19 protein-coding genes and 2 pseudogenes are annotated in these 14703 nt (G+C 45.9%); 17 read left to right on the forward strand and 4 right to left on the reverse strand.

Annotation, left to right across the window (positions count from 1 at the left end; translation table 11 throughout):
* Positions 1-177: 177 nt before the first annotated feature.
* The gene (locus DW085_RS17795; RefSeq protein ID WP_003431289.1) at positions 178-363 is read left to right on the forward strand and encodes a cysteine-rich KTR domain-containing protein; all 186 of its coding nucleotides are present in this window, start codon (positions 178-180) and stop codon (positions 361-363) included.
* 126 nt (positions 364-489) lie between these two features.
* On the opposite strand, the gene DW085_RS17800 is transcribed toward DW085_RS17795, so the two are convergent.
* On the reverse strand, positions 490-1698 hold the full coding sequence (locus DW085_RS17800; protein ID WP_117964060.1) for an IS110 family transposase: 1209 nt from the start codon (positions 1696-1698) through the stop codon (positions 490-492).
* 289 nt (positions 1699-1987) lie between these two features.
* Here DW085_RS17800 and rlmN point away from each other — a divergent pair, with 289 nt between their 5' ends.
* The 9 genes from rlmN (at position 1988) to DW085_RS17850 (ending at position 8361) form a co-directional block, all read left to right on the forward strand.
* Positions 1988-2971, forward strand: a complete 984-nt coding sequence (gene rlmN, locus DW085_RS17805) for a 23S rRNA (adenine(2503)-C(2))-methyltransferase RlmN (RefSeq protein ID WP_002584956.1) — start codon at positions 1988-1990, stop codon at positions 2969-2971.
* A gap of 473 nt (positions 2972-3444) precedes the next feature.
* Entirely contained in the window at positions 3445-3882 is a 438-nt protein-coding gene (locus tag DW085_RS17810) for a sigma-70 family RNA polymerase sigma factor (RefSeq protein ID WP_003502131.1), read from the forward strand.
* On the forward strand, positions 3866-4108 hold the full coding sequence (locus DW085_RS17815) for a helix-turn-helix domain-containing protein (protein WP_002604473.1): 243 nt from the start codon (positions 3866-3868) through the stop codon (positions 4106-4108). The genes DW085_RS17810 and DW085_RS17815 overlap by 17 nt, the downstream gene beginning before the upstream one ends.
* Positions 4109-4563: 455 nt before the next feature.
* Positions 4564-4737 carry a transposon-encoded TnpW family protein gene (locus DW085_RS17825; RefSeq protein ID WP_002604472.1) on the forward strand — a complete coding sequence of 58 codons (174 nt, stop codon included), beginning with the start codon at positions 4564-4566 and terminating at the stop codon, positions 4735-4737.
* A gap of 77 nt (positions 4738-4814) precedes the next feature.
* A complete protein-coding gene (locus DW085_RS17830) occupies positions 4815-6488 on the forward strand; it encodes a recombinase family protein (RefSeq protein ID WP_069989194.1) in 1674 nt (557 codons plus the stop codon).
* Positions 6489-6532: 44 nt separating this feature from the next.
* Positions 6533-6664 carry a hypothetical protein gene (locus tag DW085_RS20285; RefSeq protein WP_271938547.1) on the forward strand — a complete coding sequence of 44 codons (132 nt, stop codon included), beginning with the start codon at positions 6533-6535 and terminating at the stop codon, positions 6662-6664.
* A gap of 31 nt (positions 6665-6695) precedes the next feature.
* A complete protein-coding gene (locus DW085_RS17840) occupies positions 6696-7514 on the forward strand; it encodes a hypothetical protein (RefSeq protein ID WP_117964041.1) in 819 nt (272 codons plus the stop codon).
* A gap of 18 nt (positions 7515-7532) precedes the next feature.
* Positions 7533-7961 carry an MmcQ/YjbR family DNA-binding protein gene (locus DW085_RS17845; protein WP_117964040.1) on the forward strand — a complete coding sequence of 143 codons (429 nt, stop codon included), beginning with the start codon at positions 7533-7535 and terminating at the stop codon, positions 7959-7961.
* Positions 7930-8361: a hypothetical protein gene (locus DW085_RS17850; protein ID WP_117964039.1), complete on the forward strand. Its 432-nt coding sequence runs from the start codon at positions 7930-7932 to the stop codon at positions 8359-8361. The genes DW085_RS17845 and DW085_RS17850 overlap by 32 nt, the downstream gene beginning before the upstream one ends.
* A gap of 71 nt (positions 8362-8432) precedes the next feature.
* Here DW085_RS17850 and DW085_RS17855 read toward each other — a convergent pair whose 3' ends face one another.
* Both DW085_RS17855 and DW085_RS17860 read right to left on the reverse strand, forming a co-directional pair.
* Positions 8433-8942: an ImmA/IrrE family metallo-endopeptidase gene (locus DW085_RS17855; RefSeq protein WP_117964038.1), complete on the reverse strand. Its 510-nt coding sequence runs from the start codon at positions 8940-8942 to the stop codon at positions 8433-8435.
* Between the two features lie 48 nt (positions 8943-8990).
* Positions 8991-9407, reverse strand: coding sequence for a helix-turn-helix transcriptional regulator (locus tag DW085_RS17860; protein ID WP_002576372.1), 417 nt, complete (start codon positions 9405-9407; stop codon positions 8991-8993).
* 201 nt (positions 9408-9608) lie between these two features.
* On the opposite strand from DW085_RS17860, the gene DW085_RS17865 reads away from it, so the two are divergent.
* The 5 genes from DW085_RS17865 to DW085_RS17885 all read left to right on the forward strand — a co-directional run bounded on the left by DW085_RS17865 (position 9609) and on the right by DW085_RS17885 (position 12678).
* Positions 9609-10844, forward strand: coding sequence for a DNA polymerase IV (locus tag DW085_RS17865; RefSeq protein WP_117964037.1), 1236 nt, complete (start codon positions 9609-9611; stop codon positions 10842-10844).
* A gap of 81 nt (positions 10845-10925) precedes the next feature.
* Entirely contained in the window at positions 10926-11186 is a 261-nt protein-coding gene (locus DW085_RS17870) for a hypothetical protein (RefSeq protein ID WP_013274265.1), read from the forward strand.
* Positions 11183-11914, forward strand: coding sequence for an ImmA/IrrE family metallo-endopeptidase (locus tag DW085_RS17875; RefSeq protein ID WP_117964036.1), 732 nt, complete (start codon positions 11183-11185; stop codon positions 11912-11914). Before DW085_RS17870 ends, DW085_RS17875 begins: the two co-directional genes overlap by 4 nt.
* Positions 11911-12171, forward strand: a complete 261-nt coding sequence (locus DW085_RS17880; RefSeq protein WP_008396552.1) for a hypothetical protein — start codon at positions 11911-11913, stop codon at positions 12169-12171. The genes DW085_RS17875 and DW085_RS17880 overlap by 4 nt, the downstream gene beginning before the upstream one ends.
* A 216-nt stretch (positions 12172-12387) precedes the next feature.
* The gene (locus tag DW085_RS17885) at positions 12388-12678 is read left to right on the forward strand and encodes a helix-turn-helix transcriptional regulator (RefSeq protein ID WP_002576367.1); all 291 of its coding nucleotides are present in this window, start codon (positions 12388-12390) and stop codon (positions 12676-12678) included.
* A gap of 274 nt (positions 12679-12952) precedes the next feature.
* Here the strand turns inward: DW085_RS17885 and DW085_RS20730 are convergent.
* Positions 12953-13126, reverse strand: a pseudogene (locus tag DW085_RS20730) (ATP-binding protein); the annotation flags it as partial.
* A gap of 145 nt (positions 13127-13271) precedes the next feature.
* On the opposite strand from DW085_RS20730, the gene DW085_RS17895 reads away from it, so the two are divergent.
* Positions 13272-14423, forward strand: a complete 1152-nt coding sequence (locus DW085_RS17895) for an AAA family ATPase (RefSeq protein WP_117964034.1) — start codon at positions 13272-13274, stop codon at positions 14421-14423.
* Positions 14424-14435: 12 nt separating this feature from the next.
* Positions 14436-14703: pseudogene (locus DW085_RS17900) on the forward strand (hypothetical protein); the annotation flags it as partial.

Consider the following 14703-nt stretch of genomic DNA (forward strand, 5'->3'; position numbering starts at 1 on the left):
GTCATGCTTATTTTGCGGATGCTATACAAAAAACTAACGACGTATAGATATAGTATAGACATAGTGCAAGCTATGCCTTAGTTTTGTTGTACTGCTCTGTGCATTATAAATGCAGGTCAATGCTCATGTTGAGGATTGACCTGCATTTTTTTGTGTAAAAAGGACGAGTGAAATATAATGCTTAAAAAATATTGGATAAAATGTCCGATTTGTAACGGAAAGACGAGAGTTCAAGTATTTCATAATACTGTATTAAAAGATTTTCCTCTTTTCTGCCCTAAATGCAAATTGACGCATATCATTGATGTAGAAAAATTAGAGATTGTAATCAAAAATACAGAAAAACAAACTTTTATTATTTAGAAGACCTGCTAACAAAAGTCAAGAAAAAAATTCAAAAATTTAAGCAGCACAAAAATGGCGCACCCAAACAAGCCACTTTGCATCTGAAATTTCAGATGGTGGCTGTCCGTAGATGATGAAACGGCATTATGCCTCGTCTAAGGCGTCCAAATAAGCTTTAACAGTTGCGTAGTAAATGCGGAGGAATTTGTTCGCCGAGGCCATCATGTAAACCTTGTAAGGCTTTCCTTCGGAACGCTTTCTGTCCATGAATTGGTATATGGGTTCATCTGGCGGAGCGTTCTGCAAGTAAATCCCCATTACGAGAAATAACGTTCTGCGCAGCGAGGACGAACCACGCTTAGAGATGCTTCTGCTGTAAACATCCATCTGCCCAGACTGGTACGGAGGGGCGTCAATACCCGCAAATGCCACCAAGGCTTTCTTGGAATGAAAGCGGCGAACGTCTCCGATTTCTGCCATGAGCTGTGGACCGAGTGCCGGGCCAACGCCAAATATCTTCATTACCACCGGATACTCCGGAAGCGAAGCTGCCAGTGACTGCATTTCCTGCTTGAGAGAGGCCAATGCCGTTGAGGTTACCCGGAGCAGAGAGACAGCCTGTTCCACCAAAAGCTTAGTGGTGTCTGTCTTTGGCATGACACCAAAATGGCCGCAGGCGGAAGCGTAGATATCCAGCGCCTTATCCTCGCTGAAATTGTAACCGAGTTTCTTACACCACTTCTGATATTTGGCAACAAAGACTTTCTCAGAGCTGCCGCAAACGCACTCACAGTGCCAGAATGTGGCTACAAAGTCCACCCACTTCTCGCTGCCGTCAGCGCGTGGAGGGCTTGAAAACAGGCGATTTGCGTCAGGGAAAGCAGTATCCAGCAAAGAAATTAGGTTGTTCTTCAGCATGGTTTGTACCTTGGAATACTGCTGGTACTGCCTGTAGCAGTTTTTCAGCATCAATCGGGTATCTTCTTCCGGAACGTACCTCGGTAAGGCAAGCCAGTGATCGAGACCGTAGTTTGCCAACTTGATGGCATCCTTCTTGTCGGTCTTGGCTCGCCGCAAACTGTTGTTCCCGTAGCCATGCACCAACATTGCATTGACTACTGAAACGTAAAAGCCGGAGTCATTTAGTAACCAGGCTACCGGCAGATGGTAATTACCCGTGGCTTCCATAACGACACGGGTCTCACCGGGCAGGCTTCTAAGCAGCTTTGCCAGCTCGCACAGTTCGCTGTCCGTGTGACGAACTTCAAAGGGAGAGACCGCCACTTCTCCAAAGGGGCGCATGACGGCGATCATGCTTTTGCCTTTGGAAACATCAATGCCAACAGAGTTCATGTATCTACCTCCAGTACAAAATCGCGCAACCGGAACCCATCTTTTACTCATTGCCGATTCAATCTATTGGGTGACACGAACTCCCCGGCATTGCGGTAGGCTCAACCTGCTTAAATCGAACGCTACAATAAGAGGACGGCTGACAGTCTTCTGAACGGACACGAAAGCCCAAGAAAGGAGAGGTCAGCCGGTTGCTCCTCTTATTGTAGCTTAGGCATGAGACGGATGAAAGCCGGACTGGCTGCCCGGCTTTCCTGTCCAAATTTATTGTAATAGAAAGGATATAAAAATGAAACGTTTACCTAAATATACGCCTGCGGAAGTACGGAATGATCCATACGGATTTACTTACAAAGAAATGTCGGAAGTTATTGGCGAGAATGAAGCAAAAGCCTTATATGAAGAATTATATAAGCAATTACCACGCAAAAAAAATCTATCAATGTTGGTAAAAAATATTTGCAAAAGCAGTGATACTGAAAAGTATGTTTACGAACTGAAAGACAACAAATACATTGAAACGGTTTTTATCAAGCGGCGAGATGGTGGAACTGTTTGCGTGAGCACACAAGTCGGTTGTCCTGTTGGTTGTATTTTTTGTGAGTCCGGGCGAAATGGCTTTGTTCGTAATCTAACATCGTCAGAAATCGTACAACAGATTATATTGTTGCGTCGAAAAGTAAACCGTATCGTTTTTATGGGTATGGGAGAGCCTTTATTCAATTATGACAACTTGATAAAAGCAATCCATATTCTCCGAGATAGATATGGGCTCAACTTTCCAACCGACGGCATTACCATATCAACAGTTGGTCCGGTCGATCAATTAAAAAAATTGCGCGAGGAACATCTTAAAATTCAGTTGACAATATCTTTACACGCAGCAACACAATCTGCAAGAAATCGTATTATTCCTCACATGCGCATATATGCTATTGAAGATGTTGTTAAGCAAGCCTTATCCTATTCTGAAAGGCATAATCGCAAAATTGTCTTTGCGTATTTGCTTTTACCGGGTATAAATGACCGGCCCTCAGATGTAAGACAACTTGCAAAATGGTTTCGGGGCAAAAAAGTTATGATTAACGTGTTACAATACAACCCAACAAGCAATTCAAGAATTAAAGCACCACAGAAACGGGAAATAGTTGCATTCAAACATCAATTAGAGCAAGCAGGACTTGAAGTTACTATGAGAGTTTCTCATGGCAGAGAGATTAACGCGGCTTGTGGACAGTTAGCTAACACATATAATAAATTCAAAAAAAAATGATTAAAAGTGCCAGACGCATAGACGCAGAGCCGATAACGCATTAGGTCAAAAAACCTATGTGTTATCGGCTTTTTTATTTAATATTGCGCAAAAGCCGCTGTTCCCTATTATAGAATGGATTGCGGGTAGTGTATTAAAGTCGCCCTTTTTTAAGGATACGGCGGTATCGGGGAGGTATCGCCGTGTCCATTTTTATTTACTGTAACCCGCCTAATGCTTTGCGGTCAAAAAAAGCTATGCTCCGCAAGCGGGATATTCCGGCTATGAGTATGAACTGTCAATACATCTAAATACTTCTTACATTTCCTTTGCGCTCGTCCGCGTCTTGCGGACGGGCGCATTTTGCTTTTTTCAACTTTTTTCTGAAAAACGCACTCAAGAGCCATCTCCCGAACGGGTACGGAGCGAAAGGGGCAGAGAGGACAAGCCCTTAACTCCCGTCCTCTACTCCACGCGGGAAGGAGGTGAACTCTATGGAGCTATCTTCTTCCGACAAGGAAAGAATACAACATCAGTACGACGCATTAGCAAAGAAAACTTTGGTTGGCGAAGCGAAAAGCCACCGCCGCACTCTTGCGAAACGCGCAGCACGCGAAGTACCTTTTTCGGATTTGAGCGAAAGCGAACTCGCGCAGCTTTTCACAACGGACGAATACAAAAGCGATTATTTCCGTTTTCAAGTGTCCGGCTTTGATGTACTCGTCAAAAATGAACTGCTTGCCGAAGCCCTTAACGCTTTGCCCGAAAGGAAACGCGACATTATCCTTTTGTCCTACTTCTTGGACATGAGCGACGCGGAAATTGCTGAACTGCTGAATGTTGTACGCACGACGGTTTTCCGGCACAGGAAATCCGCGCTTGCGAAAATCAAACAGTATTTGGAGGGAAAAGCAGATGATGAATACCGTTAGGAAATCTGAAAATCTGTTGCCGTTCCCTGTCATTTCCGCAGCGGCAAACGGCGACACAACCGCCATGTGCGCGATCTTGAAGCATTACGAGGGTTACATAGCGAAACTTTGTACCCGCACGCTGAAAGACGACGCGGGCAATACCTATTCCTATGTGGACGAGGAAATGCGTAACAGGCTGCAAGTGCGCCTTATTACCCGCACCCTTGCTTTTCATGTAGGATAATCTTTTAGCCCATGCGGGGAGCGTGTCCCCTTTCCACGCTTCCCGTTATGGGCTATTTGTCGTTCCGTAACAGCACATCGGAAACGGTGTACTGTTACAGGCCGACAAAGCCTATTGTTCCTTGACAAAGAAAGCGGCCTTTGGTGCGCAGCATAACAGGCAACGGGTACATTCCGTCTGTACCGAGCCGGGCGGCGGGTACGCCATGACCGCTTTTCCCCGTTGGGGAAAAGTCGAGCGAGAACTACCGCGCCGTAAAACAAGTTTAGCAGCTTGTGGGCGACGACATACAAGGCGGCACAATGATACTCCCGCGTTGAACACCCTCAAAGTATTGCGCGGCGCACCCATAAGCATGGGCCGGGGTGAAACTCCCGTGAGGTTGCAGCTAACAACCGCCCGTTTTGCCTTTTGACGAATATAGTTTATCCATACAGGAAAAGGAGGTTTTTCTAATGGATAAAAAACAGACAATTACAACCGAACGCAAAATAGGGAAAATCACCTATCTTGTTCAAGCGTTGCCGAGTGAAAAGGCAACCGATACAATCCATAAAAAGATTGAAAAACTCATTGTAAAGGATTTGCAGAAAAAGCCCGGAAATCCGGGCTTTTTAGCGTCCGAGTAGTGCATTAGGCGGCGGGATATGGTATAATGATAGCAACACATTATACCTGTTTATTCGGCTGTCGGAAAGGAGGACTAATGTTACAGTCGAATAAAATCACCGCCCTTTACTGCCGTTTAAGTCAAGAGGATATGCAGGCCGGAGAAAGCGGAAGCATACAGCACCAAAAAATGATACTTCAACGCTATGCGGACGAACACCATTTTTTGAACACAAAGTTTTTTGTGGACGACGGATTTTCCGGCGTGAGTTTTGAGCGCGAGGGGCTGCAAGCGATGTTGCAGGAAGTGGAAGCCGGACGAGTGGCGACGGTTATTACCAAAGACCTCTCCCGTCTTGGCAGAAACTATCTGAAAACGGGCGAACTCATAGAGATTGTATTTCCCGAAAACGGAGTGCGCTATATCGCGATTAACGACGGAGTTGACACAGCGCGGGAGGATAACGAGTTTACCCCCTTGCGGAACTGGTTTAACGAGTTTTACGCCCGCGATACAAGCAAGAAAATCCGTGCAGTTAAACAGGCACAGGCGCAAAAAGGCGAGCGTGTCAACGGGGAATATCCATACGGCTATATCCCAGACCCGAACAACCGCCACCACCTTATACCCGACCCGGAAACCGCGCCGATTGTCAAACAGGTTTTCGCTATGTTTGTTAGCGGCGTGCGTATGTGCGAAATCCAAAAATGGCTTGCGGAAAACAAAGTCTTGACGATTGGAGCGTTGCGCTATCAGCGCACAGGACAGGCGCGGTATCAGCGGGCAATGATCGCCCCCTATACTTGGCCGGACAAAACGCTCTATGACATATTAGCAAGGCAGGAATATTTAGGGCATACCATAACCGCGAAAACTCACAAGGTATCCTACAAGTCGAAAAAGACCCGGAAGAACGAAGAAGAACAACGCTATTTCTTCCCAAACACCCATGAGCCGCTTGTTGACGAGGAAACCTTTGAACTTGCGCAAAAGCGGATTGCTACCCGCCACCGCCCGACAAAAGCAGCGGAGATTGATATTTTTTCCGGCTTGCTGTTTTGCGCTGGTTGCGGACATAAGATGTATTACCAACAGGGCGTAAATATCGAGCCGCGCAGGTTTTCCTATTCTTGCGGCGCATGGCGCAACAGGGCAAGGACAGGCAGCGAGTGTACCTCTCATTATATCCGCAAAAACGTACTTCTTGATTTAGTGCTGGAAGATATGCGGCGGGTTTTGCAGTATGTTAAGGAACACGAACAGGACTTTATCTGTAAAGCTACCGAGTACGGCGACATGGAAGCGAGAAAGGCATTAGCGCAGCAGCAAAAGGAACTTTCCAAAGCACAGGCGCGTATGACCGAACTTGACACGCTTTTCCGCAAGCTGTACGAGGACAACGCATTAGGCAGACTGACAGATGAACGGTTTGTGTTTCTAACTTCCGGCTACGAGGACGAAAAGAAATCCCTTGCCGCAAGGATAGACGAGTTACAACAGCAGATCGCAACCGTTACCGAGCGAAAAAGGGATATATCAAGGTTTATTCAGATTGTCGGGAAATACAGCGACATACAGGAATTGACCTATGAAAACGTCCATGAGTTTATCGACCGTATTTTGATACATGAATTAGACCGGGAAACCAACACCCGGAAAATCGAAATCCATTACAGCTTTGTCGGACAGGTTGATACCGAGCAGGAGCCGACGCAAGTTGTCAACCATGACCGCCGTAACATGGTAGATGTAAAAAGTATCGCTATCTAACCCCAGCAAACAACAAGCCGGATTTCAGAATTCAGGTAAAAGGTTTGTTCGGGACAGAAGAGAAACGGTTTGAAGTGGTTGGCGGTGATAAGAAAAGACCAGCAACCAAGAAGAAATCCGACCTGGGCTGGATTGATCGGCTGGAAGAAATAGATGCTGCATTAGATGATTTTTGATGGCGATGCAGTGTGGAGGAGGTGCGGCTAAGTGACCTGGGCTGAATATTATGAGCGATATGACGGATGGCAGGAAAGTACTCAGTATAGCCGTCTGGCCTCTATCAAGGACTTCGGACCGGATGGAAGTCCATCTGAGGAAATATGTGACTGCATTCAGTATGTGGATACGCGCACAGCGACCAGCATTCTTCGCAGAGCATTAGCAGCGGGAGTCCGGTTTCGAGCCGCGGAAGTTGCGGAGATTGCAGATAGCGGGCAAATCGAAGATGAAGAAGCACTGGAAAAGTTGATTCAGACAGCTGTGGATGCTTATACGGGGGAACAGCTGGATACGCTGCTGAGCTGTCTTCCTGATCCGGAACCGGTGTTTGAGTTGATTGATAAGATTACTTCCAAACCAACGCACTTTACAGAGGAGGATGTTCTGACACTGCTTCCTAATCTGCCAGATGAGGAATCCATCTATCAGTTGGTCAACTCGACAGATGCGATTTTCACAGAAAATGGGCTGAATGAGTTATGTGATTATGGTGTGGACGAGTCTCTGATTAGGAAGATTTCAAAGCGCAGTGGCATTCCGTATGCTGATCCAGATGAGCCTGACGAGGAAATTTCGCTTAAAGAGGCACAACCGAAGAAGCCGGGACTGTTCAGCAGTATACTAATGGGAATGGCTCTGGCTGGCAGTCCTAAGCCTAAAAATACAGGCAAATGCACGGGAGATTGTGCTCATTGTCCTCCCCACTATGGTTATCGCTATGGGCGATGGTATTATGGACATGGGCATACACATGGCTGCGAATTCTGTGGAAATGGAGGATGCAGTGGGAAGTGCAACATAGATTGACTTCGCTTGCAATGTGGAATGACACGCCAAGAATTATTTACATGGATACGCCAGCAGTACGGCACAGAGCCGGAATACCCCTGGCATGACTGGAATGCGGTGCTGCGGCACAACGACAATAACAAATGGTATGGTGTAGTTCTGGAAGTATCTGCTGATAAGTTGGGACTGCCGGAAGCAGGCATCATTGATGTCCTTAATGTGAAAAGTGATCCGCTGCTGATAGGCTCTCTTCGTGGGCAAGACGGCTATTTTCCAGCCTATCACATGAATAAGGAAAAATGGCTTAGTATTCAGCTTGGCAAACCAGAACTGGATGATGCCATCAAAGACCTGCTTTCTTTGAGCTATGAGCTGACGGCACCGAAGAAGCGCAAACCAAAGTCATCAGCAAAAAATCCGGGAGATTTCGCAAATGGCAAAGAAAAAGAAACTGACGAAGGCTGAGCGAAAGGAAGCTCGCCTCCGAAAAGGCAAGCAGTGGCTGCTCACCTATACCGGCTCACCGAAAAAGATGAACAAGCATTACCGGGAACGCTTTCATGTGGATGCTGTGACTGCCGCTAAAGATTTGCAGGAGCTTGGAGTCAATTATACACAAGAGCAGCTTGACCAGATTAAACAGGCTGAAGAACAGCGGCTTCGGCAGCGGAGAATGGAGCGGGAAGCGAAAGAACGGGAACGGCTGGGAGAACTGTATGAGGACTGCGATGGTCGTTTTGCCTTTATCGCCGGATATACAGATGGCGGCGCACCGTATGGTGTGATGTGGGAAGAAGTCGGCATTGATCCGGGACTGCCGTTCGAGGAAAAAGTGAAGCTCTATCACATGCAGATGTTAGGCTGATAATTGTGCAGACGGCATCTGCACAATTTGCAACAAAAAAGAGGAGCCGGTCAAGGCTCCTCGAAGATACGTTATTTCAAAAAGTTGCTTTTATGTTCCAGTGCGTGCAGATTATAGCCAAGTGTGGCCAGGTGTGCTACCTTCAGCGCAACCAGATTGATGTCAGTGGACATCGCGCTGGCGATCTGCTCGGCTGTGTATCCATACTCATAGATGTAACGAAGGACTTCGTTGCTGTCCATCAAGATCTCCGCTGCTACGATGTTCGCTTCATATTCCGGTTTGGATTTCATGTCGTAGAGCATGAACTCATGAATCGGGGTGGTTTTCGCCATATTCCGGTGAAGCTGATCATGCCCTAATTCATGTGCGCACACGATGCGCAGCATGTTTTCATCCAGACTGTTATTCAGGAAAATAAAGCGATTTCGCTTAATCACCCGGTACATTCCCTTCAGGGAACCAAAATTTTCGCAAAGCATAACATTGATACCAAGCTGCCTTGCAATTTCAAAAGGGTCTCTGGAACCGTAGCGTTTTACCAGTTTCTCACCGACCCGTGAAAGCTGTTCCGCATTCATCATACCACCTCCAGTTTACAGTATAGCGAAAAGTGTGTACGATAAATATCACTGATCGGATTTTTTACGCCTCGTTTTCGGGGCGTATTTTTTATTGTTCTCTTTGGCAATCCAGTAGGCATCGGTCAGAGCTTTATAAGCTCCTTCGATGGCATCTTCGCTTAATTCGCCGCCAGCGAACATACCGGTCACTTCGCTGACCAGTTCTTCAATATCTTTGGCTGCTTTTGCGCCACCTTTTTCATGAGCTTCTACGACATAGGTGCCGCTGCTTCCCAGCAGGTACTCGGTAGTAGTATTCAGCGCATCTGCAATCTTCTGGATCGTGACCATATTGGATGGTTTGCGGCTGCCAAGCTCATAATTCTGAATTGTGCGGGCGGTTACACCGGCCTTCTCTGCAAGTTCTACCTGAGTTAAATTGGCTTCTGTTCTTTTTTCTTTCAACCTTTCTTTGAAGACCATAGGAATACCTCTTTCTTTTTTGATGACGAACACGAACACTTTTTCATAAAAACCTATTGACACGAAAAACTGTGCTTGCTATAATGACGATGAAAACACGAAATACAATTCGTGTAATTATAGTATCACAAGAAATGCTGTGTGTCAATGCGTTCGTGAAAAGTTGTTCGTGCTTTCACGAACGGAGAGGAGGAATACGGGATGCAAAGAGTGATTCTTCATTGTGATATGAATAATTTCTATGCCTCTGTCGAGTGTATGCTGAACCCGGAACTGAAGAACAAGCCGGTGGCAGTGTGCGGTTCTGTGGAGGAACGGCATGGTATCGTACTTGCGAAGAACTATGCAGCAAAGGCGTTTGGTGTTTCCACGGGGGAGGCAATCTGGCAGGCAAAGCAGAAGTGCCAGGATCTTGTGATCGTGGAGCCGCACTATGAGCAATATATGAAGTTTTCAAAGCTGGCTCGTGAAATATACAGTCGCTATACCGATCAGATCGAGCCGTATGGGATGGACGAATGCTGGCTGGATGTGACCGGAAGCGGCTGCATGGGAACCGGATTTGAAATTGCAGATGAGATTCGCAGAACGGTTAAGTTTGAATTGGGACTTACGATTTCCGCAGGAGTGAGTTTCAACAAGATTTTTGCCAAGCTTGGGTCGGATATGAAAAAGCCGGATGCGATTACCTGCATCGAAGCAGATTCGTTCCGGGAGAAGATTTGGTGTCTTCCCGCCTCTGACTTGCTTGGAGTCGGCAGAGCGACCGAGAAGGTTCTGTCCGGTTATGGGATTCATACCATTGGAGAGCTTGCTGCAACATCGGATGATTTCTTGAAGTGCCGCCTTGGAAAGAATGGACTGGCGATTAAGAAATATGCCAATGGACTGGATGATTCGCCGGTTATGCGTTCCGATTATGTCTCCCCAGTAAAGAGCATTGGGCATGGGATAACGACCATGCAGGATTTGGAGAATAACGCCGAAGTCTGGTGTGTCATGCTGGAACTGGTGCAGGAGATCGGAACCAAGCTGCGAACACATAAGAAGAAAGCCGGCGGAATAGCGATTTCCATCCGTAACAACGAGCTTTACACGAAAGAGTGGCAGTGCCGGATTAGTATTCCGACACAAAGCCCTACTTATCTGGCGAAAACTGCATTTGCATTATTTGCAAAAAACTATCAGTGGGAACACCCGATTCGTTCAGTGACAGTTCGGGCAATCAACCTGTTTGAAGAGGATTGTCCGATACAATACGACCTATTCACCGATGTGAAATCACTGGATCGCCAGGAACGGTTGGACGCAGCGATTGAGCAGATTCGATTCCGATTCGGGAAAGATGCGATTAAAAATGGGGTACTTTTTCAGAAAAGCAAGATGCCGACAGAGCGAAAGGTGGATTTGGTTATGCCGACAGGAATGATTGGTTAATACAGCACCGGTAGAATCTGGTGAGTTCTTTGCTAAAAGAAGTCAACACATTCGCCGGTTTACAGAGGAGGAGCGTAGAATATGTCGGAACAGAAGTGTAGAAAAGTATATGTACCTGTGAATTTGGATGTGGATGCCGAGGGAAATATCCGCCCGCGCTTGATTCGGTGGATTGACGGACGGGTGTATGAGATCGACCGATTGAAGCATAAGTGTCGGGCTGCTTCCACGAAGGTAGGTGGCTGCGGAATCCGCTATACGGTCATGATCGGTGGGCATGAGAGTTTCCTGTACAACGAAGATGAAAAATGGTTCGTTGAAGCAAAGGAGCCGTGCCTATGATCCTTTCGCAGAAAAACATAGAAGAAATCGCTGTTGCAGTGATAAGAGATTTTCAAAAGTCCTTTTTCGGCAGCGAAGCAGATGATCCGGCAAGATTCGCACTTCCGACACCCATTGATCAGTTTGCATCCGATTATCTGAACCTGAAGGTGTCATTTCAAAAGTTGTCCTCGGACGGAAGCATCTATGGTCTGACCGCGTATGTGGATACAGAATATCAGATTGAAGTCGATGGAAGTCAGAGGAGCATCTTCCTGAAAACCAATGATGTGGTTCTGGACAAGAGCTTCATTGAACCGGAGAATATACGGAAACTCTGCGGAAAACGCAGATTTACGCTGGCACATGAGTGCGCTCACCAGATATTGTTTCAGCTGGATGCCGATGACCGAAAGATAGCCTGCCATAAGAGACCGGAAGTGAGGAAAAAAGGTTCCCGCGTTCTGAGAACGCAGGAAGATTGGAACGAGTGGCAGGCCAATTCGCTGGGAGCTGCCATCCTGATGCCCCAGTCAGAAGTGGATCGGGCGATGTGGTTCATCAACAGCAGAAAGCCTCTGACATGTTATGGATGGCGTTTTTATAACAAAGACCAGGTGAAGATAGATACTTTCTGTGGTGTCTTTGGCGTTTCGAGATCGGCAGCTGCTATCCGCTTGGAACAACTGGGCTATCTGAACCGGAAAAAGGATTATGAATATCGTGATCCATTGGAGGTGTGGCCATGAGCAGGAATATCAGAGTATCGGAACCATCTGCGGAAATGCAGATTAAAATCATCCGGGCAAAGGATGCGATTGCTTCGCAAAAGCCCAGGATTGTCAGGTGCCCTTATTGCCGACACAATTCAATCATCGTCTTTGAGGATACCAGAGGACATGTGCAGACCAAATGTAAGGCCTGCGGACGCGAGACCGTCTTCAATGTTTTGGAGATGAGAAGATTACGGAGATTGCAGCTCTACTATTCGTCTTTGAATGGTTGAGATGACAATAAATAACCCTATTAACACAATTTTATAAGTCATAGCTGTGCTGTGGAGCCGCTGACAGGCGAAGTCTTCCGAATGCCGCATGAGACAGAATTATGGGATACCCATGTTCTGTTTTATCGGCACAGGATTTTTCTTCACCGTCATGCGGCTCTTTTTTTGACCTTCCGTCGATCCGGTTCTGTACCGGCTGTGCGGAAGGAGAAACGTATGTATTTTGACGCAAAAGAGTTTGGTAAGAGACTTCACGATGTTCGCACTTCCCGTGGCATTACGCAGGAGGAACTGGCGGTTCGCCTGGGCCTGGCAAGCAAGCAGCATGTCAGCCGCATGGAGAACGGTGAACGCAGCTGCTCTATTGACTTGCTGATTGAACTGTCCTGCATCCTCCATGTCAGCACGGATTATCTTCTTATGGGCAGCGAGCCAAGCAAAGAGGAAGTCAAAAATGATCTTCTTAGTATTATTTCGGAGCTGTCTACGATTGCGAAGAAAATCTAAAAAGCATTAGGCGCAATATAACTGCTGACGGCGTAGAATCATGGTGGCTATCTTGGTGGATACCTTGATGGGTGTCATCCTCTAAGTTATCATGGGTTGCGTCATAGGACTTATCATTGGCTGTACCCATGATAGAGTGAGCATGAGTGATTTGAGCACCCTCACTGCCGTGGGCAATAAGGTGGATACAAAGATTCAAAACTGTGTGTGGGATGTCCGGCGATTTATCTTGCTCACTAACTTGGTCATTGACTAAGTTTTTCTGACTAAGTTGGTAATTTACATTTTTCAAGATGACTCTGAAATCTGTTGCCGTTGAGAAAATTTTCGGATTATATGCCGCTGTATATCCAGGCGGCTTTTCGGTTTCCCTGACGATTTTGCGTAGGCCGCTTCCATGACGCTCCATGTATTTCATGCGTTGGAACGGGTCAGCAATCACAGGGCTTGCCATATTGAACGGATACTTTTTAGTGTCAAAAACAAATCAGAAAATAAAAACGGAAAATCCGTTGATATTTTCTGATTTGCGGCGTATAATAAGATTATAAGAAAATAAAAACAAAAAAACTGTTTTTAGAGGAGGACTACCTATGAAAATACTCCGCATCACCGCACAAGGACTCCCATTATTCAAAAAAGACTTGGATATTTGCTTTTATACGCAGCAACGTGTTTGCGAAGAGGACAAAGATAGTCTTTACCGTTTGACGGATAATTACTATCTCCACTCTGCCTGTGCTTTCATTGGAATTAACGCATCTGGCAAGACCTCGGTATTAAAGGTCATTAGCTTGGCCTTAAATATTGTGAAAAATGAGCCCATCAATCATGTGGAGGCAAAAAGCATTCTTGGCGGAGCGAAGAATGTTACAATCCGCACATATTTTTATGATAAGCGTAGCTACATCTGCTGCTTGGAAACTGTAATTGCGGCAAAGAAGTCGAAAACAGGGGAATATGTGTATTCGATTCTGTCTGAAAGCCTTTGGGAAAAACCGATTGCAACCGTTAAGTCGAAAAAGTATCTGACAGATTTTACAGGAATGAAGCCTGTAGAGCAGCGCAATAGCGATGAAGCATACCTTTCTGATGATGTCAGCTTTGTCATTGCACATAATAAAAAAGCGAATGATACAGTGGAAATATTCAGCCTGCTTTCCTATACGAATGTGAATGTGCTTCCATTTACCGAAGATATTCCATTGGAGGTAATTGCGCTTCTCGATCCGACCATTGAGAAATTGTGTTTTGAGCAGGCAGAGGGAAAAACATTTATCCACTTGAAGTTTAAGGATGAAGAAGAGATTATCCTGAATAATGCGGCAGACCTTGAGCAGTATCTGTCCTCTGGTACGATTAAGGGTATTATTACATTCTCGATGGTAAAGGAAGTTCTTCATTCAGGTGGTTATCTTCTGGTAGATGAAATAGAGAATCATTTCAACAAGGAAATTGTAACGACCTTAGTGCGCTTCTTTATGGACAGCCGACTGAACAAAAATGGCGGAACGCTTATTTTCACTACGCATTATCCGGAACTGCTGGACGAATATGACCGAAATGACGGAATTTGTATCGTTAGAAACCGTAATGGCATTACAGCAGAAAATCTGAGCTATATATTGAAACGTAATGATATTAAAAAGAGTGATGCTTACCAGAGCGGCTTCCTTGAGGGAACAACGCCAGCATATGAAGCGTATATGCGCTTGAAGAAAAGCCTGGCTGCTTCAATCAAATAAGGAGGCGGCAGAATGGAATTAGCAAAATACAAGGCGTGTATATGTGAAGGCTCTGCCGAAGAAGCTATTATCGACATACAGGTTGATAATGATCTTCTGATTTTCAACAGAGAAGAAATGTTGGAAGAACGTGTCATTCGTTGCAGAAGTGCTAAACGATTCGAGGAGCGATACTTACGGAAAGGATTCGATGAGCAGATTTCTGTGATACGGATTTTGGATTCTCGCAGAGAGGAATTTCGATTGAGTAAAGCATATGAGCAGAAAATTGACGTGGTAA

The sequence above is a fragment of the Clostridium sp. AF50-3 genome (genome assembly GCF_003477445.1).
GTDB lineage: Bacteria > Bacillota > Clostridia > Lachnospirales > Lachnospiraceae > Otoolea > Otoolea fessa.

Coding starts and splice junctions, on each gene's coding strand:
- DW085_RS17795 (WP_003431289.1), top strand. CDS start 178: ATGCTTAAAAAATATTGGATAAAATGTCCGATTTGTAACGGAAAGACG.
- DW085_RS17800 (WP_117964060.1), bottom strand. CDS start 1,698: ATGAACTCTGTTGGCATTGATGTTTCCAAAGGCAAAAGCATGATCGCC.
- rlmN (WP_002584956.1), top strand. CDS start 1,988: ATGAAACGTTTACCTAAATATACGCCTGCGGAAGTACGGAATGATCCA.
- DW085_RS17810 (WP_003502131.1), top strand. CDS start 3,445: ATGGAGCTATCTTCTTCCGACAAGGAAAGAATACAACATCAGTACGAC.
- DW085_RS17815 (WP_002604473.1), top strand. CDS start 3,866: ATGATGAATACCGTTAGGAAATCTGAAAATCTGTTGCCGTTCCCTGTC.
- DW085_RS17825 (WP_002604472.1), top strand. CDS start 4,564: ATGGATAAAAAACAGACAATTACAACCGAACGCAAAATAGGGAAAATC.
- DW085_RS17830 (WP_069989194.1), top strand. CDS start 4,815: ATGTTACAGTCGAATAAAATCACCGCCCTTTACTGCCGTTTAAGTCAA.
- DW085_RS17845 (WP_117964040.1), top strand. CDS start 7,533: ATGACACGCCAAGAATTATTTACATGGATACGCCAGCAGTACGGCACA.
- DW085_RS17850 (WP_117964039.1), top strand. CDS start 7,930: ATGGCAAAGAAAAAGAAACTGACGAAGGCTGAGCGAAAGGAAGCTCGC.
- DW085_RS17855 (WP_117964038.1), bottom strand. CDS start 8,942: ATGAATGCGGAACAGCTTTCACGGGTCGGTGAGAAACTGGTAAAACGC.
- DW085_RS17860 (WP_002576372.1), bottom strand. CDS start 9,407: ATGGTCTTCAAAGAAAGGTTGAAAGAAAAAAGAACAGAAGCCAATTTA.
- DW085_RS17865 (WP_117964037.1), top strand. CDS start 9,609: ATGCAAAGAGTGATTCTTCATTGTGATATGAATAATTTCTATGCCTCT.
- DW085_RS17870 (WP_013274265.1), top strand. CDS start 10,926: ATGTCGGAACAGAAGTGTAGAAAAGTATATGTACCTGTGAATTTGGAT.
- DW085_RS17875 (WP_117964036.1), top strand. CDS start 11,183: ATGATCCTTTCGCAGAAAAACATAGAAGAAATCGCTGTTGCAGTGATA.
- DW085_RS17880 (WP_008396552.1), top strand. CDS start 11,911: ATGAGCAGGAATATCAGAGTATCGGAACCATCTGCGGAAATGCAGATT.
- DW085_RS17885 (WP_002576367.1), top strand. CDS start 12,388: ATGTATTTTGACGCAAAAGAGTTTGGTAAGAGACTTCACGATGTTCGC.
- DW085_RS17895 (WP_117964034.1), top strand. CDS start 13,272: ATGAAAATACTCCGCATCACCGCACAAGGACTCCCATTATTCAAAAAA.